This window comes from Dechloromonas sp. H13 (genome assembly GCF_009469615.1).
Classification (GTDB): domain Bacteria; phylum Pseudomonadota; class Gammaproteobacteria; order Burkholderiales; family Rhodocyclaceae; genus Azonexus.
Map to the genome: position 1 here is coordinate 43253 of NZ_SSXX01000002.1, position 18306 is coordinate 61558.

The 18306-nt window shown below is 67.2% G+C and carries 25 protein-coding genes; 13 read left to right on the top strand and 12 right to left on the bottom strand.

All coding sequences use genetic code 11. The features are described from left to right. Nucleotides 1-33 precede the first annotated feature (33 nt). The 10 genes from GH660_RS04605 to GH660_RS04650 are packed head-to-tail and all read left to right on the top strand — an operon-like array spanning nucleotide 34 to nucleotide 8120. Nucleotides 34-591, top strand: a complete 558-nt coding sequence (locus GH660_RS04605) for a glutathione peroxidase (RefSeq protein WP_153145428.1) — start codon at nucleotides 34-36, stop codon at nucleotides 589-591. A gap of 27 nt (nucleotides 592-618) precedes the next feature. Next, nucleotides 619-1419 carry a GTP cyclohydrolase FolE2 gene (gene folE2 / locus GH660_RS04610; RefSeq protein ID WP_153145429.1) on the top strand — a complete coding sequence of 267 codons (801 nt, stop codon included), beginning with the start codon at nucleotides 619-621 and terminating at the stop codon, nucleotides 1417-1419. Between the two features lie 10 nt (nucleotides 1420-1429). After that, on the top strand, nucleotides 1430-2740 hold the full coding sequence (locus GH660_RS04615; RefSeq protein ID WP_153145430.1) for an NAD(P)/FAD-dependent oxidoreductase: 1311 nt from the start codon (nucleotides 1430-1432) through the stop codon (nucleotides 2738-2740). A gap of 7 nt (nucleotides 2741-2747) precedes the next feature. Then, complete coding sequence (locus GH660_RS04620) at nucleotides 2748-3515, top strand: DUF1365 domain-containing protein (protein WP_153145431.1); 768 nt, start codon at nucleotides 2748-2750, stop codon at nucleotides 3513-3515. Beyond that, nucleotides 3512-4696 carry a cyclopropane-fatty-acyl-phospholipid synthase family protein gene (locus tag GH660_RS04625; RefSeq protein ID WP_153145432.1) on the top strand — a complete coding sequence of 395 codons (1185 nt, stop codon included), beginning with the start codon at nucleotides 3512-3514 and terminating at the stop codon, nucleotides 4694-4696. Before GH660_RS04620 ends, GH660_RS04625 begins: the two co-directional genes overlap by 4 nt. Continuing rightward, complete coding sequence (locus GH660_RS04630; RefSeq protein WP_153145433.1) at nucleotides 4665-5201, top strand: chalcone isomerase family protein; 537 nt, start codon at nucleotides 4665-4667, stop codon at nucleotides 5199-5201. The genes GH660_RS04625 and GH660_RS04630 overlap by 32 nt, the downstream gene beginning before the upstream one ends. A 1-nt stretch (nucleotide 5202) precedes the next feature. Continuing rightward, on the top strand, nucleotides 5203-6426 hold the full coding sequence (locus GH660_RS04635; protein ID WP_153145434.1) for an MFS transporter: 1224 nt from the start codon (nucleotides 5203-5205) through the stop codon (nucleotides 6424-6426). Further along, nucleotides 6423-6944 (top strand): DUF3833 domain-containing protein, encoded by a 522-nt coding sequence (locus GH660_RS04640; protein WP_153145435.1) that lies wholly within the window; start codon nucleotides 6423-6425, stop codon nucleotides 6942-6944. Before GH660_RS04635 ends, GH660_RS04640 begins: the two co-directional genes overlap by 4 nt. After that, entirely contained in the window at nucleotides 6941-7696 is a 756-nt protein-coding gene (locus GH660_RS04645; RefSeq protein WP_153145436.1) for an SDR family oxidoreductase, read from the top strand. Before GH660_RS04640 ends, GH660_RS04645 begins: the two co-directional genes overlap by 4 nt. Before the next feature lies 1 nt (nucleotide 7697). Beyond that, on the top strand, nucleotides 7698-8120 hold the full coding sequence (locus GH660_RS04650; protein ID WP_153145437.1) for a nuclear transport factor 2 family protein: 423 nt from the start codon (nucleotides 7698-7700) through the stop codon (nucleotides 8118-8120). Between the two features lie 24 nt (nucleotides 8121-8144). On the opposite strand, the gene GH660_RS04655 is transcribed toward GH660_RS04650, so the two are convergent. From GH660_RS04655 to GH660_RS04685, 7 genes are read right to left on the bottom strand one after another with little or no spacing between them, the layout of a single operon-like run. After that, nucleotides 8145-8693 (bottom strand): NADPH-dependent FMN reductase, encoded by a 549-nt coding sequence (locus GH660_RS04655; protein WP_153145438.1) that lies wholly within the window; start codon nucleotides 8691-8693, stop codon nucleotides 8145-8147. A gap of 60 nt (nucleotides 8694-8753) precedes the next feature. Beyond that, nucleotides 8754-10475 carry a TrkA family potassium uptake protein gene (locus GH660_RS04660; RefSeq protein ID WP_153145439.1) on the bottom strand — a complete coding sequence of 574 codons (1722 nt, stop codon included), beginning with the start codon at nucleotides 10473-10475 and terminating at the stop codon, nucleotides 8754-8756. 13 nt (nucleotides 10476-10488) lie between these two features. Beyond that, nucleotides 10489-10872 (bottom strand): DUF6394 family protein, encoded by a 384-nt coding sequence (locus GH660_RS04665; protein ID WP_153145440.1) that lies wholly within the window; start codon nucleotides 10870-10872, stop codon nucleotides 10489-10491. A gap of 33 nt (nucleotides 10873-10905) precedes the next feature. Next, nucleotides 10906-11571, bottom strand: coding sequence for a BON domain-containing protein (locus GH660_RS04670; RefSeq protein WP_153145441.1), 666 nt, complete (start codon nucleotides 11569-11571; stop codon nucleotides 10906-10908). Further along, nucleotides 11568-12158, bottom strand: coding sequence for a phosphoheptose isomerase (locus GH660_RS04675; RefSeq protein WP_153145442.1), 591 nt, complete (start codon nucleotides 12156-12158; stop codon nucleotides 11568-11570). The genes GH660_RS04670 and GH660_RS04675 overlap by 4 nt, the downstream gene beginning before the upstream one ends. 41 nt (nucleotides 12159-12199) lie before the next feature. After that, nucleotides 12200-12565, bottom strand: coding sequence for an HIRAN domain-containing protein (locus GH660_RS04680; protein WP_153145443.1), 366 nt, complete (start codon nucleotides 12563-12565; stop codon nucleotides 12200-12202). Further along, entirely contained in the window at nucleotides 12543-12905 is a 363-nt protein-coding gene (locus GH660_RS04685; RefSeq protein ID WP_153145444.1) for a YraN family protein, read from the bottom strand. Before GH660_RS04685 ends, GH660_RS04680 begins: the two co-directional genes overlap by 23 nt. Nucleotides 12906-12915: 10 nt before the next feature. Between GH660_RS04685 and rsmI the strand changes: the two genes are divergently transcribed. After that, on the top strand, nucleotides 12916-13752 hold the full coding sequence (rsmI, locus tag GH660_RS04690) for a 16S rRNA (cytidine(1402)-2'-O)-methyltransferase (protein WP_153145445.1): 837 nt from the start codon (nucleotides 12916-12918) through the stop codon (nucleotides 13750-13752). A 38-nt stretch (nucleotides 13753-13790) separates the two neighbouring features. Here the strand turns inward: rsmI and GH660_RS04695 are convergent, their stop codons facing one another. Then, nucleotides 13791-14282: a heme-binding protein gene (locus GH660_RS04695; protein ID WP_153145446.1), complete on the bottom strand. Its 492-nt coding sequence runs from the start codon at nucleotides 14280-14282 to the stop codon at nucleotides 13791-13793. 88 nt (nucleotides 14283-14370) lie between these two features. Between GH660_RS04695 and pyrC the strand changes: the two genes are divergently transcribed. Further along, nucleotides 14371-15405, top strand: coding sequence for a dihydroorotase (pyrC, locus tag GH660_RS04700; RefSeq protein ID WP_228276407.1), 1035 nt, complete (start codon nucleotides 14371-14373; stop codon nucleotides 15403-15405). Nucleotides 15406-15418: 13 nt separating this feature from the next. Continuing rightward, nucleotides 15419-16204 (top strand): DUF3025 domain-containing protein, encoded by a 786-nt coding sequence (locus tag GH660_RS04705; RefSeq protein ID WP_153145448.1) that lies wholly within the window; start codon nucleotides 15419-15421, stop codon nucleotides 16202-16204. A gap of 47 nt (nucleotides 16205-16251) precedes the next feature. On the opposite strand, the gene GH660_RS04710 is transcribed toward GH660_RS04705, so the two are convergent. The 4 genes from GH660_RS04710 to GH660_RS04725 all read right to left on the bottom strand — a co-directional run bounded on the left by GH660_RS04710 (nucleotide 16252) and on the right by GH660_RS04725 (nucleotide 18229). Continuing rightward, nucleotides 16252-16830, bottom strand: coding sequence for a hypothetical protein (locus tag GH660_RS04710; RefSeq protein WP_153145449.1), 579 nt, complete (start codon nucleotides 16828-16830; stop codon nucleotides 16252-16254). A 57-nt stretch (nucleotides 16831-16887) separates the two neighbouring features. Further along, nucleotides 16888-17253, bottom strand: a complete 366-nt coding sequence (locus tag GH660_RS04715; RefSeq protein ID WP_153145450.1) for a hypothetical protein — start codon at nucleotides 17251-17253, stop codon at nucleotides 16888-16890. Between the two features lie 83 nt (nucleotides 17254-17336). Next, on the bottom strand, nucleotides 17337-17777 hold the full coding sequence (locus GH660_RS04720) for a glycine zipper 2TM domain-containing protein (protein ID WP_153145451.1): 441 nt from the start codon (nucleotides 17775-17777) through the stop codon (nucleotides 17337-17339). Between the two features lie 110 nt (nucleotides 17778-17887). Then, complete coding sequence (locus GH660_RS04725; RefSeq protein WP_153145452.1) at nucleotides 17888-18229, bottom strand: hypothetical protein; 342 nt, start codon at nucleotides 18227-18229, stop codon at nucleotides 17888-17890. Nucleotides 18230-18306: the final 77 nt, after the last annotated feature.

Sequence of the window (18306 nt, forward strand, 5' to 3'; positions counted from 1 at the left end):
ATTTGTCTAGGACAAATATTGAAGGAGTTGAACATGACCGCTACCCTGAAACGCTCGCTCGGCATTGCCGCCCTGGTCACTGCCGGCCTGCTGCCGACGGCGGCTTCCGCAGCCTGTCCGCCGCTGCTCGACCATACCTTCAGCAGCCTGCAGGACGGCAAACCGATGCCGCTCTGCCAGTACGCCGGCAAGGTGATTCTGGTCGTCAATACCGCCAGCTACTGCGGTTTCACCTCGCAGTACGACGGCCTGGAAAAGCTCTACGCGCGGCTCAAGGACAAGGGTCTGGTCGTGATCGGCTTCCCGTCCAACGATTTCGGCGAGCAGGAGCCGGGCACGGAGAAGGAAATCGCCGATTTCTGCCGGCTGACCTATGGCGTCGAGTTCCCTATGGTCGGCAAGACGGTGGTCAAGGGCAAGGATGCCAATCCCTTCTACGTGAAGCTGGCTCAGATCACCGACAGCAAGCCGAAGTGGAACTTCCACAAGTACCTGATCAACCGCGATGCGACGCAGGTGGTCGCCTATTCCAGTTTCACCAAGCCGGATGACAAGGACTTGTTGAAGAAGATCGACGAATTCCTCAAGTAAGCATTCCCAAGCCGATTGGAGCCCAGCATGAACGCACCCGAACACATCTTCCTGCCTGACGTCCAGGCGACCGCCGACACCCGCCGCCTGGCCATTCAGCACGTCGGCGTCAAGGGTCTGCGTTACCCCCTGCAACTGGCCGCCGCCGGGGGCGAAACCGTAAGCACCGTCGCCACGCTGGCGATGACCGTCGGCCTGCCGCCCGAGGTCAAGGGCACCCACATGTCGCGCTTCGTCGAATTGCTCGAGGCGCGGCACGGGGTGCTGACCCAGGACGATCTTGTCCGCATGTTCGAGGAAATGCTGTTGCGCCTGGATGCGCGCAGCGGTCGCATCGAACTAGCCTTTCCCTATTTCATCCGCAAGACGGCGCCGGTGTCGGGCGTCGACAGTCTGCTCGACTACGACGCGACGCTGGTCGTCGAGCAGCCGGAGGGCGAGGTCGCCCGCCTGAGCCTGCGCGTCGTCGCGCCGGTGACCAGCCTGTGCCCGTGCTCGAAGAAGATTTCCGAATATGGCGCCCACAATCAGCGCTCGCACATCACGCTAGAAGCCCGGCTACGTGCGCCGATGAGCATCGAGGAACTGGTGCGCCTGGCCGAGGAGGAAGCGTCCTGCGAGGTCTTCGGCCTGCTCAAGCGGCCGGACGAGAAATGGGTCACCGAGCGCGCCTACGACAACCCGAAGTTCGTCGAGGACCTGGTGCGCGACATCGCCCTGCGCCTGATGAACGAGCCGCGCATCTGCGAATGGAAGGTGGCTTCGGAGAACTTCGAATCGATCCACAACCACTCGGCCTATGCCGAGTTGTACGGCTGCAACGAATAAGGAGACCGGCATGGACAGGAAGCAACGCATCGCCGTCGTCGGCGCCGGCATCTCGGGTCTCGCCAGCGCCTGGCTGCTCAGCCGCAGCCATGCGGTGACGCTGTTCGAGGCCGGCGCCTATCTTGGCGGCCATACCAATACGGTCGGCGTGACGCTGGAAGGGAAAACGCACCCGGTCGATACCGGTTTCCTGGTCTTCAACGAAAAGACCTATCCAAACCTGATCGCCATGTTCGCGCTGCTCGGCGTCGATAGCGTCGAAACCGAGATGTCCTTCGCCGTCAGCCTGGAAAACCCCGATCTCGAATGGGCTGGCAGCAACCTCGCGACCGTGTTCGGCCAAAAGCGCAATCTCGTCCGCCGACAGTTCTGGGCCATGCTCTCCGACATCCTGCGCTTCAACCGCGAAAGCGTGGCGTGGCTGGCGACCCATCCCGACCGCCAGCGCAGCCTGCGCGACTTCCTGCGCGAGGGTCGCTATTCCAGCGCCTTCGCCGATTGGTACCTGCTGCCGATGGCTGCCGCCATCTGGTCGTGCCCGACCGGCCAGATGCTCGACATGCCGCTCGCCACCTTCATCCGCTTCTGCCAGAACCACGGCCTGTTGCAGATTTTCGACCGCCCCCTGTGGCGCACCGTCAAGGGCGGCGGCCGCGAGTACGTGCGGACAATCGCCGCCCAGCTCGACGACATCCGTCTGGCCTGCCCAGTCAGCGCCGTGACCCGCGAGGGCAGTGGCCTGCGTGTTGCCTACGCCGGCGGCAGCGAGCATTTCGACCAGGTCGTGATGGCCTGCCACAGCGACCAGGCCCTGGCCATTCTCGGCTGCACGGCGAGCGACCGCCAGCGCGAGGTGCTGGCCGCGATCCGCTACCAGCCCAACCGCGCCGTCCTGCACACCGACCGCGCGCTGCTGCCACGTGACGCCAACTTGTGGTCGGCGTGGAACTACTTCGCCGGCAGCGGTGCGCCGGGGGAGCAACCCGTGGCGGTCTCCTACCTGATCAACAAGCTGCAGCCGCTGCCTTTTGCGACGCCGGTGGTCGTTACCCTGAACCCGGCGCGCGAGCCCGACCCGGCCAGGGTCATCGCCGAATTCGACTACGCCCATCCGATCTTCGACGGCCCGGCCATCGCCGCCCAGCACCGGCTGGCCGACGTGCAGGGCGAAAACGGCATCTGGCTCGCCGGCGCGTGGGGCAGCTACGGCTTCCATGAAGACGGATTGAAGTCGGCGCTGCGCGTGGTCAATGCGCTCGGCGTCAAGGCGCCGTGGCAGGGCGGGGTCGCCGAACAACTGCGCGAAACGGAAACCGCCTGAGGCCGCGATGAGCTTCCGCCCGCAACTCTTCATCGGCCATGTCATGCACCGGCGGCTGCGGCCGGCGGTCAATGCCTTCGTCTATCCGGTCTTCTACATCCAGTTGCCGCTGCGCGATCTGGCGGCCGGAAATTGCGGCATTTTTTCGGTCGACCGCAGCAACCTGCTCGCTTTTCGCCAGGAAGACCACGGTCCGCGCGACGGCAGCCCGCTGCTGCCGTGGATCGAAGGGCTGCTGCGCGAGCGCGGCCTGCCGGCCGATGGCGAAATCGTGCTGCAGACCTTTCCGCGCGTCTTCGGCTACGTCTTCAATCCGGTCAGCTTCTGGTACTGCCGCGACCGCAGCGGGGCCCTGATCGCCGTGCTGGCCGAGGTCAACAACACCTTCGGCGGCCGCCACAGCTACCTGTTGCACAACGCGGATGCCTCGCCGCTGCGCGACGGCCAGGAATTGCGCGCCGACAAGCGCTTCCACGTTTCTCCATTCAACGAGATCGAAGGCGGCTACCGCTTCCGTTTCCACCTTGACCGGCCGGCGCAACTGGCCCGCATCGACTACGACGATGCCGACGGCGAACTGCTGCGCACCGCCATCGGTGGCAAGCCGCGCGCCTGGACCGCAGCCGCCCTGCTCGGCGCCTTCCTGCGCATGCCCTTCCTCACCGCCGGCGTGATGTTTCGCATCCACTGGCAAGCCCTCAAGCTCTGGCTGAAAGGCGTGCCCTTCCGCGGCGCCCAGTCTGTCCAGCAACCTCTCCGGGAATCGACGAAATGAACAACACCATGGTCTTGCGCGGTGCCGAAAGCCTCGCCCGCGACACCCGCCTGGTTTTCGAACTGCTGGAAAGGCTGCACGGCGGCCGTCTCGAAATCCGCCTGCCCGACGGCACCAGCCGGCTGTTCGGCAAGGGCGAGCATGGCGTGACGCTGCAGGTTCATGACGAGGCGATGTTCAGCCAGGTGCTGGCGCGCGGTGACATCGGCCTGGCCGAAGCCTATCTCGACGGCGCCTGGGATGCTTCGGACATCACCGGCTTGCTGACGCTGCTGGCGAGCAACCGCGAGGTGCTGAAAAAGGCAGTGTACGGATCCTGGCGCAATCTGCTGGCGGCGCGCGTGCGCCACTGGCTCAACCGCAACAGCCGGGCCGGCAGCAAGCGCAACATCATGGCCCACTACGATCTCGGCAACGATTTCTACAAGCTGTGGCTCGACCCGTCGATGAGCTATTCCAGCGCCCTCTACCGCGCCGTCGATGATGGCGATCTGGCAACGGCCCAGCGTGCCAAGTATCGCCGTATCCTGCGCCGCCTGAACGCTGGAGCAGGGCAGAGCGTCCTCGAAATCGGCTGCGGCTGGGGCGGCTTCGCCGAACTGGCGGTGCAGGAAGGCTTGAAGGTGACGGGCCTGACCCTTTCGCCGGCCCAGCTCGTCTGGGCGCAGCAGCGTGTGCCGGGCGCCGACCTGCGCCTGCAGGATTACCGGGATACGACGGAGCAGTTCGATCACATCGTTTCCATCGAGATGTTCGAGGCGGTTGGCGAGCGCTGGTGGCCGACCTACTTCAGGACCATCGCCAAGGCATTGAAGCCGGGCGGCCGGGCGCTGATCCAGAGCATCACCATCCGCGACGACCTGTTCGCCGACTACCGGAAGGGCACCGATTTCATCCAGCAATATGTCTTTCCCGGCGGCATGCTGCCGTCCCGCAGCGCCTTCCGCAGTGCTGCCGCCCGTCAGGGGCTGGCGGTACGTGGCGAGTATGCGTTCGGGCAGGATTACGCACGGACGCTGGCCGCGTGGCGTCAGGCGTTCGAGGCCAACTGGCCGCAGATCGCCGCCCTCGGTTTCGACGAGCAGTTTTGCCGCCTGTGGCGCCTCTACCTCTGCTATTGCGAGGCCGGCTTCCTCGCCGGCAACGTCGATGTCGTGCATTTCGAGCTTGCGCATCGCTAGGCGGCGCTTCTGCCTGGCGCTGGCCGCCTGGCCGCTGGCCGGGCTGGCCAATGGCGGGCCGGAGAGCCCGCTCGCCGGCTTGCGGCGCTGGGGCAGCGGCGAATTCCGCCGCTTCGGCTTTCTTGTCTATGAGGCGACGCTGTGGGTCGGCGGCGACGACCCGCTGCGGCCGCCGCTGGCCTTGCGCCTGACCTACCGACGCACGATCAGCGGCAAGAGCATCACCGATGCCAGCGTCGCCGAAATCCGCAATCTCGGGGTCGCCGACGCGACAAGGCTGACGCAGTGGGGCGAGCAGATGGGCCGCATCTTCCCGGATGTGCGCCCGGGCGACGAGATTCTCGGCGTCCATCTGCCGGAAGGCGCCCGCTTCTTCCACAACGAGCGCCCGATCGGCACCATCGACGACCCTGCGTTCGCCCGCGCCTTCTTCGGCATCTGGCTCGACGCCCGAACCAGTGCGCCGGAATTGCGCAGCGCCCTGCTGCAGCGCCCGGCCGCCTGAGATGAGCACCAGCCGCATCCTCGCCTACGGCCTGCTCGGGCTGCCGCTGGCCTTCGCGGCGCTGCCGATCTACGTCCATGTGCCGCGCTATTACGCCGACACGGCCGGGATGGAACTGGCGCTGCTCGGCGCCATCCTCCTCGGCACCCGCCTGCTCGATGCCGGCATCGACCCATGGCTGGGCTGGTTGGCCGATCGTGTCTCGCGTCCGGCAATGACCGCTGCCGCCCTGCTGCCCTTCGCCATCGGCTTCGTCGCCCTGCTCAATCCGCCCGACGAACAGGTCGCGCTCTGGCTGGGTGCTTCGCTGGCGCTGACCTACGTGGGTTTCTCCGCTGCTACCGTTGCCTACCAGGCCTGGGGGGCGGACATCGGCGGCGATTCCGCCCTGCGCACGCGGTTGACCGCAGCACGGGAGGGTTTCGGCCTGCTGGGCGTCGTTCTCGCTGCCGCCTTGCCGGCTCTGCTGGCGGTCAACCTCAGCGACGGCATCGCGCGCCTGGGCTGGATCCTGCCGCCATTGCTGTTGCTTGCCGCCGCGGCGACCTTCAGTCAGGCTGCGGTCGGCACGGCGGTGGCAGCGGCGCGCCAGCCCTTGCTGCCGAGCCTGCGCCGCGTCGTGGCCGATGGCGCCTTCCGCCGCCTGATTGGTGTTTTCGTCGCCAACGGCATTGCCGCTGCGTTGCCGGCAACGCTGTTTCTCTTTTTCGTCGCCGATGTGCTGCGCCTCGAGCGGGCCAGCGGCCCGCTGCTCGCCCTCTATTTCGTCGCCGGTGCCGTCTCGCTTCCGCTGTGGGTCCGGCTGGCCGGGCGCTTCGGTCGCATCGCGGCCTGGCTGGGGGCGATGCTCCTGTCGATGGTCGCCTTTGCCGGCGCCAGCCTGCTCGGCGCCGGCGACCTGTGGCCGTTCGCCGCCATTTGCCTGGTGTCCGGGCTGGCGCTCGGGGCCGACCTGGCGCTGCCGGCGGCCATCGCTGCCGACCTCGGCGAGCGTCAGGGGCAGGCCGGCGCCTGCTTCGGCGTCTGGAACTTCGTCGCCAAACTCAACCTGGCACTGGCCGCCGGCCTGGCGCTGCCCATGCTCGGGCTGCTTGGCTATGTGCCCGGCAGCGCCGCCGGGCTGCCCGCCCTGACCTTCGCCTACGCGCTGCTGCCACTCGCCTTCAAGGCGCTGGCCGGCCTGATGCTCTGGCGCTGGCGCCATTTTCTGGAGATCGATCGATGAAATTCCTGCTTGCCGCCGCCTTCACCTTCGGCCTGGCCGGCTGCGCCGCAACCGGCGTCGAGCAATATCGGGCCGAACAGCCGGCGCTCGACCTGAAGCACTATCTCAACGGCACACTGGACGCCTGGGGCATGTTCCAGGGGCGCTCGGGCGAGGTCAAGAAGCGCTTCCACGTCGTCATCGACGCCAGGTGGGAGGGCGACACCGGCGTCCTCGACGAGCACTTCAAGTGGTCCGACGGCAGCACCTCGCGCCGGGTGTGGACGCTGACCCGGCAGCCGGATGGCACCTTCCGCGGCACGGCCGACGATGTCGTCGGCGAGGCGATCGGCGAAGTCGCCGGCAATGCATTGCGCTGGCGCTACGTGTTGGCGCTGCCGGTGGATGGCAAGGTCTATCACGTCGATTTCGACGACTGGATGTTCCTGATGGACGACAAGGTGATGCTGAACCGTTCCTACATGTCCAAATGGGGCTTCAATCTCGGCGAAGTGACGCTTACCTTCGTCAAGCGATGAACCCGAAGATCACCGACTGGCACGGCAAGCGCGTCTGGCTGGTCGGTGCCTCGGCCGGCATCGGGGCGGCCATGGCGCAGGAACTGGCCCGGCGCGGCGCCCGGCTGGCGCTCTCGGCACGCAGCGCCGGCAAGTTGAAGGCGCTCGCCATCGCCGACGCGCTGCTGCTGCCTTGCGATGCGACCGACACGGCGAGCCTGGCGGCGGCCCGCAAGGGATTGCTGGCCGCCTGGGGTGGCGTGGACCTGGTCGTCTATCTCGCCGGCGACTATGTGCCGATGCGTGCCGGAAACTTCGACCTGGCGGTCGCTGAGCGGGTCCTTGCCGTCAATTTCAACGGCGCCATGCGCCTTGCCGCGACCGTGCTGCAAGATCTGCAGCCGGGCGGCGGCATCGCCTTCGTCGCCAGCGTCGCCGGCTATCGCGGCCTGCCGAAGGCGTTGTGCTACGGGCCGGGCAAGGCGGCGCTGATCCATTTTGCCGAAGTCCTCCACCTCGACCTGGCGGCGCAGGGCATAGGCGTCTGGGTCATCAATCCCGGCTTCGTCGCGACGCAACTGACGGCGCAGAACGATTTCGCGATGCCTGCGTTGCTGACCCCGGAACAGGCGGCATCTGCTGCGGTCGATGGCTTCCGCAAGGCAAATTTCGAGATTCATTTCCCGAAGCGCTTCACCTTGGTCATGAAGCTGTTCGCGCACCTGCCGTATCGCTGGTATTTTCCCCTGATCCGCCGCTTCACCGGAGCCTGAGATGGACCTCGATGCCCTGATCCGCTTCTACCATGACCTCAGCAGCGAAAGCGTCGCCCGCTTTCCCGAGTTCTACGCCGACGACGCCTGGTTCAAGGATCCTTTCAACGAGGTGCGCGGCGTCGCCGCCATCCAGCATATCTTCACCCACATGTTCCGCAAGGTCGCCGAGCCGCGCTTCGTCGTCACAGAAAAGGTGGTCGACGCCGGCGGCGCCATGCTGGTCTGGGAATTCCATTTCCGCGTGCGCCTGTGGGGCCGGGGCGCGGCGCAGGTCATGCGCGGCGTCTCGCACCTCCGGTTCGACGCCGCCGGCAAGGTTACCTATCACCGCGACTACTGGGACACGGCCGAGGAGTTGTACATGAAGCTGCCGGCGCTCGGCATGCTGATGCGCGGCCTCAGGCGGGCGCTGGCGGCCTGACTGGCGCCGCCGCGCCGGCTCGCATCAGCCCTTGATCCGCCGCGTCCAATGCGCCAGCGCGTGCATCTGCTCGCCGACGAGGGTGGAGATCTTCGCGTCGGTCAGGTTGCCCTCGGCATCGTAGGCGCCGGCGAAGGCATTGGAGAAGACTTCCGGCTTGTTGAGCAGGTGCAGGTTGAGGAAGACGCAGACCTGGCGCAGGTGATACTGCGAGCGCGAGGTGCCCATGCCGCCGCCGGCCCCCATGATCGACGCCGTCTTGCCGGAAATCAGGGCGTTGTTCGGTTCGCGCGAAGCCCAGTCGAGGATGTTCTTGAGCGCCGGCGCCAGCGAATAGTTGTATTCCGGGCAGGCGAAGACGAAGGCGTCGGCCGCGCCCATCTGCGCCAGCACGCGCACGACGGCGGCGGGTTTTTCCGCGATGTCGGCGTTGTAGAAAGGAATGTCGGAAAGGTCGGCGACCTCCATCGTCACGCCGGCCGGCAGGCGGGCGCCGGCGGCGCGTAGCAGGCCGCTGTTGGTCGAGGCGCGGCGCAGGCTGCCGGAAATGCCGAGAAACTTGAGTGATGACATGGTGGATCCTCGCGGGTGAGGTGGAGTGGCGCGCCGGACGGCGCGGGCAGGGAGATGGTATCAGTCGCTGCTGCCGAGGCCGGCCGCTTTCGCGCGTGCCGCGCCGCGGTTCCACAGCCAGCTGCCGGAGGTTTCGCGGCCGGTCAGCACGTAGTCGAGTTCGTTGGGATTGTGCAGGGTCAGTTCGAGGTTGCGGCGGGCGGCCAGCGAACTGGCCAGCAGCAGCTCGTCGCCGGGCAGCAGGCGGAAATCGTCGGGCGGCAGCAGGATCAGCTGCTTGTCGCGGCGAACGAGCAGCGTCGTCGCCCGTAGCGGCGTGCCGCGGTCGGTGCCGTCGCGCAGGATTTCGCCCAGGGAAATCACGCGATGCTGCATCAGCAGGCGGTAGATCGCCTGCGATTCGGCGATGTTCAGCTTGATGCTCCACACCGCCGGCGTCCGCCCGCGGCCCTGCGCTTCCAGGCGACCGACCAGGCAGGCGCTCCACGCCTCGTCGCGTTCGCGCAGCAGGTCGAGGAAGGCGGCGAGCAGCGGCGTGGTCAGGATGGCGATGCACTCCTGGGCCACGATACGCCCGGGCACCATCGTGAAATCGGCGCCGTAGGCGGCGAAAAGCGGGGTATTGACGCTGTGGTTCTGGCGGGCGACGACGAACAGAGAGGGTTTCAGTTCGTTCGCGGTGACCGCGATGGAGAGGTTGTTCACGTCGTCGTTGCTGCCGGCGATGATCCCCGATGCCTCGGCGATGCCCGCCTGGAGCAGCGTCTCCGCCTCGGTGCCGTAGCCGCGGATGGTCGGCAGCGAGCCGCTGTCGGCGGATTCCGGCTCGATGATGGTCAGTTCGATGCCGGCCGGCCGCAGATGGCTGGCGAGGAGGTGGCCGAAGCGCCCGTAGCCGCAGAGTATCCAGCGCCCGGCGGGCGGCCGGTGGGGTTCGGGCATCGGCGTTTGCGGCAGGGCGGTCAGCAGTTCGATCAGCCGGAAGCGTTCGGGCGCGGCGACGGCGAGTGCCAGATGCTCGGCGAAGCGGGCGAAGGGGTTGATGATGTGGTCGGTGCCGAACGACGCCATGTTGGCGGCGACGGAAGGGGTGCGGGCACGGGCGATGACCGGAATGCAGGGGTTGAGCAGGCGCACGGCGATGGCGATGGCGAGGTTGGCCTCCTCGTCGTTGGTCACCGCCAGCACGGCGCGGCATTTCGCGTGCTTCAGTCCGGCCAGCAGCAGGTTGTCCGGCTTGCGGGCATCGGCGGCAAGGGCCGGGGTGTCGGTCTTGAAGTCCTGGAGGTCGAGTTCCTGTACCCGCAGGTCATCCTTTTCGACGACCACGAAGGCATGGCCGAGGCGGTCGAGCGTGTGGCAGATCAGGTTGCCGGTCTCGCCGCAGCCGCAGACCAGGTAGAAGGGCTCCTTCAGGCGGCGCACGCGGCGCACGAAGCGGTTGACGGTGAGCGTTTTCTGGAAGCCGCGGTCCTGGAGCAGGGCGATCAGCGTCAGGACCGAGTACGACCAGCCGACCACCGTCAGGTAGATGCAGATCGTGACCCACAGCCGCTGGGCGTCGGAGAAGGCGGTGGGGATTTCGCCGAAGCCGATGGTCGTCGCCGTGTAGCTGATGAAATAGAAGGCGTGGAAGAAGCTGAGGGGCGGCGCCGGCCGCCCTTCGGCATCGACGCCGGGAACCAGCGTCAGGCCGATCACCGCGATGCCGTAGATGACGGTCAGCACGATGATCGGCGCCCGCATGCGCCGGAGGACGAGGAAGAAGGCGCTGTTGACCATCGCCGCCTCCGTCTCAGCGGCGCAGCATGACAGTTTCGACGATCAGGATGACGACCGAGACGATGTTGGCGAAGAGCGCCCCGCCGGACAGCGAGACGACGCTGGAGGTGACGTGCGGCGTCATGCCAACGCCGGTGACATGGACGGCGACGCCCCAGGTGATGGCGGCGGCGATCAGTTGCAGGTCGGCGACCAGGCTGGTGGAGAGATGGATGGCGCCGATCTGCGTGCGGTCGCCGAACTTCAGCGCGGTGGCGATCAGGCTGACGATCAGCGCCGCCGCCAGTTCATAGACGTTGTGCAGTTCCGGGCGCTCGATGTCGCCGATGAAGAAGCCGAAGTTGAGCGTGGCGGCGAGGACGATGAAAAAACCGAAGATGACCTTTTCCAGGTTCATGGCTACGCTCCCCCGTGCTGGTTACCGGTGCCCTCAGCGGCTCTCGACCGGCGCCGGTTGCGCCGGCGCCGTCCCGCTGCTGGCGGGGATCGTGCTCAGGCGCTTGATCTCGGCGTCGCTGAGCACCTCGAACAGATTGACGACCTTGCGCACGCCGTCGGTGGTGCGGGCGATGGTGACGGCGACCTTGGCTTCGCGTTCGTTGACAATGCCCATCAGGTAGGTGACGCCGGCTTCGGTGACGACCTTGACGTGGTTGGCCGACAGGTATTTCTCGTCGACCAGGCGGGCCTTGACCTTGGACGTGATGTAGCTGTCGTTGCTGCGCGTCGTCAGCGACGAGGCCGGGCCGACTGTGGTCTCGTTGAAGACTTCCCTGATTCCGTCGAGCTTGCCGACCCGCTCGCCGATGACGTTGCGTGCTTCCTCGCTCGGCACCTCGCCGGTGATCAGCAGGCGGCGGTTGAAGGCGGTGAAGTTGAGGTGCGAAGCTTCCCGGTAGGCGTCCGGCACCTGTTGCGCGGCCTTCCATTCGGCGGCCTCGTCGTCGGCTTGGGCGCCGGTCGCGCGGCGGTCGTGCGCCGACATCACGCCGGCTGCCGCGCCGGCACCGACGACGGCGGGAACGCAGCCCTGCAGGAGGGGAAGGGCTGCGATCAGCGCCGCGGCGGCGAGGGTGAGCTTGAGTTTTTGCATCATTCGACTCCCAGAAGCAGCGCGTCGATACCGTCGCACAGGCAATGGATGACGAGCAGGTGGGTTTCCTGAATGCGTGCCGTGCGGTCGGCCGGCACGCAGAGATGAATGTCGTCGTCGCGCAGCAGGTCGCCGATCTGGCCGCCGCCCTTGCCGGTCAGCGCGACGACGCGCATGTCGTGCTCGTGGGCGGCCTTGATCGCCTCGATGACGTTGGCGGAATTGCCGGAGGTCGAGATGGCCAGCAGCACGTCGCCGGCATGGCCGAGGCCGCGCACCTGGCGGGAGAATATCTGGCTGAAGGAATAGTCGTTGGCGACGGCGGTCAGGATCGAACTGTCGGTGGTCAGCGCGATGGCTGCCAGTTCCTGGCGCTCGGCCTCGAAGCGGCCGATCAGTTCGGCGGCGAAATGCTGGGCGTCGCCGGCCGAGCCGCCGTTGCCGCAGGCGAGAATCTTGCCGCCGTTGATCAGGCAACTGGTCATCGTTTCGATGGCGGCGGCGATCGGCGCCGCCATCGCTTCGACGGCATTCAGCTTGGTATTCGCGCTGTCTTCGAAATGCTTGGCGACGCGGGCAATCAGATCCATATTTTTATGCGGTTCGGGGCTGGTGATCGGGGCATTCTACATCACAGCTCGACGAAGACCTCGAACTCGACCCGGCGCCACGGGTCGGGGTGCTCGGTCAGCCGCGAAATGCGCGCCACCAGCCGCTCGCCCTGGTCCATGGCGGCGGCGACGGCGCGGTTCTCGGCGCGCGGCACGTAGCCGAGCTTGTGGCCGCGCCATTCGACGCGGATCGCGTTGCGGTCGTGGCGGTTGTCCGGCTCGCGGATCAGGGCGAGCGGGTCGCCGACCCGCAGCGCCGCCCATTGCGCGCCGACGGCGTAGTACTGGCTGCCGGCCAGCGGCGAACTCTGCACCAGCAGGCGGACGCTGTCGGCCTGCGCCGCCGTCAACCAGCAGGCCAGGCTAATCGTCAGCAGAAAACGCATTCCGGATCCACTCCAGCCGGCTGCCGTCGATCAGCACGCAATCGAAGCGGCAGTCGCAGTCGGGCTTGCCCAGCAGGTAGTGCTGCGCGGCGAGGACGATGCGTCGGCGCTTGGCGGCCGTGATGCTGGCCGCGGCGCCGCCGAAGTCGCCGCGGCTGCGCTGGCGGACCTCGACGAAGACAAGCGTCTTGCCGTCGCGGCAGATGAGGTCGATCTCGCCGCCGCGGATGCGGAAATTGCGTTCCACGACGCGTTGACCGCAGCCCTCCAGGTGGCGGGCGGCCAGCGCTTCGGCTTCGCGGCCGCGGGTCGTGGTGGTATCGTTGGTCTTTGCCAGCATGCACGTGAAAATGACGGAAGAATCCGCTGCATTGTATGTCGTCCCGACGCCGCTCGGGAATCTCGCCGACCTGACGCGGCGCGCCGAGGAGGTGCTGCGCACGGTGCCGTGGGTCGCTGCCGAGGACACCCGGCACAGTGGCACCTTGCTGAAGCAGCTCGGCTCGCCGGCGCGCACGCTGCCGGCGCACCGGCACAACGAGAACGAAGCCGCCGCCCGTATCGTCGACAAGCTGCAGGCCGGCGAATCCGTGGCACTGATTTCCGATGCCGGCACGCCGGGGATTTCCGACCCCGGCGCCCGGGTCGTCGCCGCCGTGCGCGCCGCCGGCTGCCGCGTCGTGCCGCTGCCCGGGCCCTGTGCGGCGACCACGGCGCTGTCCGCTTCCGGCCTGTCCGACGAGCATTTCCTGTTCTACGGCTTTCTGCCGAGCAAGGGCGGCCAGCGCCGGCAGGCGCTGGAGGAGCTGCGCGCCTATCCCTGCGCCCTGGTCTTCTACGAGGCGCCGCACCGGGTGCTGGAGACCGTCGCCGATATGGCGGCCGTGTTCGGCGAGCGCAGGCTGGTCATCGCCCGCGAACTGACCAAGCTGTTCGAATCGATCCATGCCGGGCCGTTGACCGCAGCACTCGACTGGCTGCGGGCGGACGCCAACCGCCAGCGCGGCGAGTTCGTCCTCCTGCTGTCCGGGGCGACGCCCGGCGCCGACGACGGCGAGGGCGAGCGCGTGCTGAAGCTGCTTCTGGACGACGGCCTGCCGGTCAGACAGGCGGCGAAGCTGGCGGCGGCGATCACCGGCGCGGCGAAGAACGCGCTCTACGACAAGGCGCTGGCGCTCAAAGGCTGACGGCGGCGGGGGCGACGCCGGCGGATTGGCGGCTCGGCCTATTTCAACGCATCGGCGCCGGCCTGGGCGACCTGCGCGTCCTGCTTGGAACTGCCGCCCGAGACGCCGATGGCGCCGACCATCCGGCCACCCACGACGATGGGCACGCCGCCCTCCAGGACGCCGGCGTCGCCGGTCAGGTTGAGCAGCCGGACATGTTCGCCGCCCTGCGCGATGAGATTCTGGAAGGCGCTGGTCGGCCTGCGGAAGGCGACCGCACCCTGCGCCTTCTGGCGGGCCACGTCGACTGATCCGTAGGCCGTGTTCTCGAGGCGCTCGAGCAGGACCAGGTGGCCGCCGGAATCGACGATGGCGATGACCATGTTCCAGTTGTTCTTCAGGGCCTCGGTCTCGGCGGCGGCCAGGGCCTTGCGCGCCTGCTCCAGGGTGAGCGGCGCGCCGTAGGGGGTCGGGGACTGGGCCGGCGCCTGGCCGGCACCGAGCAGCAGGGTGGTGGCCAGCAGCAGGCTGCGAACGGATGCAGGATTCATGATGTCTCCTCGTTGTTGTCGGGAACGTCCCGCCAAGCATAGATCAGTTTTCCGGCGCTGTTAAAATCGCGAAAACATCCCGAGAGCCATCATGCAAATCACCATCACCCGCCCAGACGACTGGCACCTTCACCTGCGCGACGGCGAAGCCCTCGCCTCGGTGCTCGCCCACACCGCCGCCCAGTTCGCCCGGGCCATCGTCATGCCCAACCTGAAGCCGCCGGTCACCACCGTCGACCAGGCCGCCGCCTACCGCGACCGCATCGTCGCCGTGCTGCCGGCCGGCGCCAGCTTCGAGCCGCTGATGACGCTCTACCTGACCGACAACACGCCACCGGCCGAGGTCACCAAGGCCGCCGCCTCGGGTTTCGTCAAGGCGGTCAAGCTCTATCCGGCCGGCGCGACGACCAATTCCGACGCCGGCCTCACCGACATCCGGAAGGCCGACGCCACGCTCGCCGAGATGGAGCGTGTCGGCCTGCCGCTGCTGGTGCATGGCGAGGTGACCGATCCGGCGGTCGACCTGTTCGACCGCGAGAAGGTCTTCATCGACACCGTGCTGGCGCCGCTGATCGCCCGCTTTCCGAAGCTGCGCGTGGTCATGGAGCACATCACGACCCGGGACGCCGCGGAATTCGTGGAAAACGCACCGTCGACCGTAGCCGCCACGATCACCGCGCACCACCTGCTCTACAACCGCAATGCCATCTTCCTCGGCGGTGTGCGGCCGCACTGGTACTGCCTGCCGGTGCTCAAGCGCGAGACGCACCGCGAGGCGCTGGTCGCGGCGGCCATTTCCGGCAACCCGAAATTTTTCCTCGGCACCGATTCGGCACCGCATGCCAGGGGCGCCAAGGAGGCCGCCTGCGGCTGCGCCGGCTGCTACACGGCCTATGCCGCGCTCGAGCTCTACGCCGAAGCCTTCGAGCAGGCCGGCGCGCTGGACAAGCTGGAAGGCTTCGCCAGCTTCCACGGCGCGGACTGGTACGGCCTGCCGCGCAACAGTGGCACGGTGACGCTGGCCAGGGAAAGCTGGACCGTGCCGGCCGACTATCCGTACCTCAGCGGCGACCGCATCGTGCCGCTGCGTGCCGGCGAAACGCTGGCGTGGAAGCTGCGCTGAACCGGCCCCCGCGGTGACCGTCGGCGCACCGTTCGCGTCGCCGCTCTACTTTCCGCTGCGCCGCTGGCTCGGGCAACTGCCGCCGCATCCGGACGGGCCGGCGCTTGCCGCCCTCGCCGAACGCCATCCGATCGTCACCGCCAACGGCCGGCGCATCCGCTTCGTGCCGCCGCGCTCCGATGGCCTGGCCTACGAATGCCGGATCTGGGAGAGCGGCGAGGTCGAGACGCGGCCCGACAACTGGCACGATTGGTTCAACGCCCTGGTCTGGCTGACCTTTCCGCGCACCAAGATCGCCGTCAGCGCCCGTCACGTGCAGGCCATGGCGCCGACGGGCGCGGTGCGCGGTAGCGAGCGCGACGCGCTGACCCACTTCGACGAATGCGGCATCGCCGTTTTCTCGGTGCAGCCGGAACTGCTCGACCTGCTGCGCGCTTTCCAGTGGAAAGCCCTGTTCGTCGAACGGCGGGCCGAAGTCGAGCGCGCCATGCGCTTCGTGGTCTTCGGCCACGCCACCTACGAACGTCTGCTCAACCCCTTTCGCGGCCTGACCGCCAAGGCAGTGCTGCACGCAGTCGACGCATCGTGGCTAGGCTTGCCGGCGGAAGAACAGATCGCTGCGGTCGACGCCATCCTGGCGGCGGATTTGACGAGCGGCCGCTACACCCGGCCGCGCGACTTCCAGCCCCTGCCGCTGCTCGGCATTCCCGGCGTGACGCCCGACAATGCCGATCCGGCCTACTACGACGACACTTGGCAGTTCCGGCCCGGCCGCCAGGCAACAAAAAGGGCTGCCTGAAGGGCAGCCCCGGAAATTGCCGGGCTCGGCGCCCGTGACAGACAGACCTATTTTGCCTTGGGCGGCACGACGATGATGCCGGTCGCCTGCACATAGGTCCCCTCGACCTGATCTCCCTTCTTGATTTCGGCCAGCACCGCCGGATCCTTGATCTTGAGTTTGACGACGCGACCCTTGGCGCCGAGCACGGTGATCGTGCTGGCCTTGGTATCGACGTCCATGACGTCGGCGACGAAGTCGACTTCGCGCGTCTTGACGGCGCCCGGCTTCTGGCCCGGCTTGGCGGTTTGCATGTCGGTCCTCTCGACCGTTTCGCGCAGGCCGCCGCCCTTCTTCAACTTGAGGGCCAGGGCTTCGGCGTATTCGGCGATGACGCGGTCGCCGACCTTGACCTGCGGGAGATTCTTGACTTCCTTGCCGACGAGGACATCGAAGACGTTGCCTTCCGGACCCTTGAGGGTGACGGTGCGCGTCTTCTTGTCGACGGCGAGAACCTCGGCTTCGACGCGGGTCGAATCGGCGATCATGGCGCCGGGGGTGGCGGCCGGGGCCGGCGCATCGGCGGCGAAGGCGGTGCCGAAGGCGAGGCCGAGGGCGAGCAGCAGGGACTTTGAAACGAGCTTCATCGGAATTCTCCTGTCAGGTTGGGGAAGGGGCAATAGGCGGGACGCTGCTGCGTCGTCTCACTGCTTGATGAGCGGCGCGAGACGTTGCGGGTCGCTCGGCATCTGCTCGAGTACGCAGCGGATGCCCGGCGAATCCGGGCGGGTGTTGTAGCTGGTGCTCAGCGCCTCGACGTAGTTCTCCCGGGAAATCCGGCCGTTGAAGTAGCGCGAGGTCAGGTCCAGGAAGTAGGCGCCGGTCGCCGCATCGCCCTGGTCGTTCAGCAGGCTGTTGATTTCGCGTCCGCCGATGTCGAGGTTCCAGCACTTGTTCTGCACCTGGGCGAGGAAGGCGTCGTAGGGCGAGTCGGGACGCCAGGCATCGGGAGCGCAGGCGGCGAGCGGGAGTGAAAGGGCAAGTGCCAGGAGCACCCGGGGAAAATGCATGGCTGGGGACCTTGGGTTGATGGTTGCGGTCGACCGGGCGCCGGGGCCGATTTTCGGCCCGTGGCCCGGTGTTCCGGATGGGGTTAGCGGGCGACGACCCGTGCGTCCGAGCCGCTACCTTCGATATACACCTTCTGGCCCTGGCGCAGGTTCGCGTTGGCCGGTTGCGTTACCGAAACCAGGACGCCGTTGGTGGTGCGGACGATGATCTGCTGTCCAGGGACCGGCTTTTCATAGTGCTGCTGAACCGCATGGCCGGCGAAGGCGCCACCTACGGTGCCGAGCACCATGGCGACATCGCGGCCGGTGCCGCCGCCGATCAGGCTGCCGATGCCGAGGCCGGCGAGGCCGCCGACCACTGCGCCGACACCCGGCTGATGGCTGTTGCTCAGTTCGACCGAGGTGATCTGCTCGATGACGCCGCTGCGGATTTCGACTTCCTGCGGGCCGCCGGTGTTGGCGCAGGCGGTCAGGAACAGCGCCAGCGTGCAGGCGAGGAGATAGGATGAGATTTTCTGGAACATGGTGGCCTCCTGAAGTTTGAGCTGGTTTTATTGCCCTTTGGATCGCTGGCGGTACGCCTCGATTCAAGCGTCATCATAGCGCAGGGCGGTCGCTTCGCCTGATCCGGATGTCAGCGGACGTTTTCCAGACCATCGGCCGAGAAGCAGCCGTAACCGCCTTCCGGACAGGCGATCTGGAAGGTCATCTGCTTGCCGCAGCCGCTGACGCCGATCGTGAATACGCCGTGCGGTACGCCGGAGAAGCGGAAGGTTTCGATCGCCGGTGGGCGCAGTTCCCGCGACAACACCGTCGGCTGTGCGTTCTGGCACTGCAGGTCGAAGCGGCCGCGCTGCAGGGCCGTTTGGATGGCTTGCGGTTCCATGCTGTCGAGCACCTGGGCCGGCGGCGTGGCGCAGGCCGCGACGAGCAGGGCAGTGACGGCAGCCGTCCAGATGGTAGGGGTGACTTTCATGATCGGCGCTCCTGGGCGTGATGATGACTATCGAATAATAGTCGACGAGCGCCGAAATTTGTTGGCAATCTGCGACA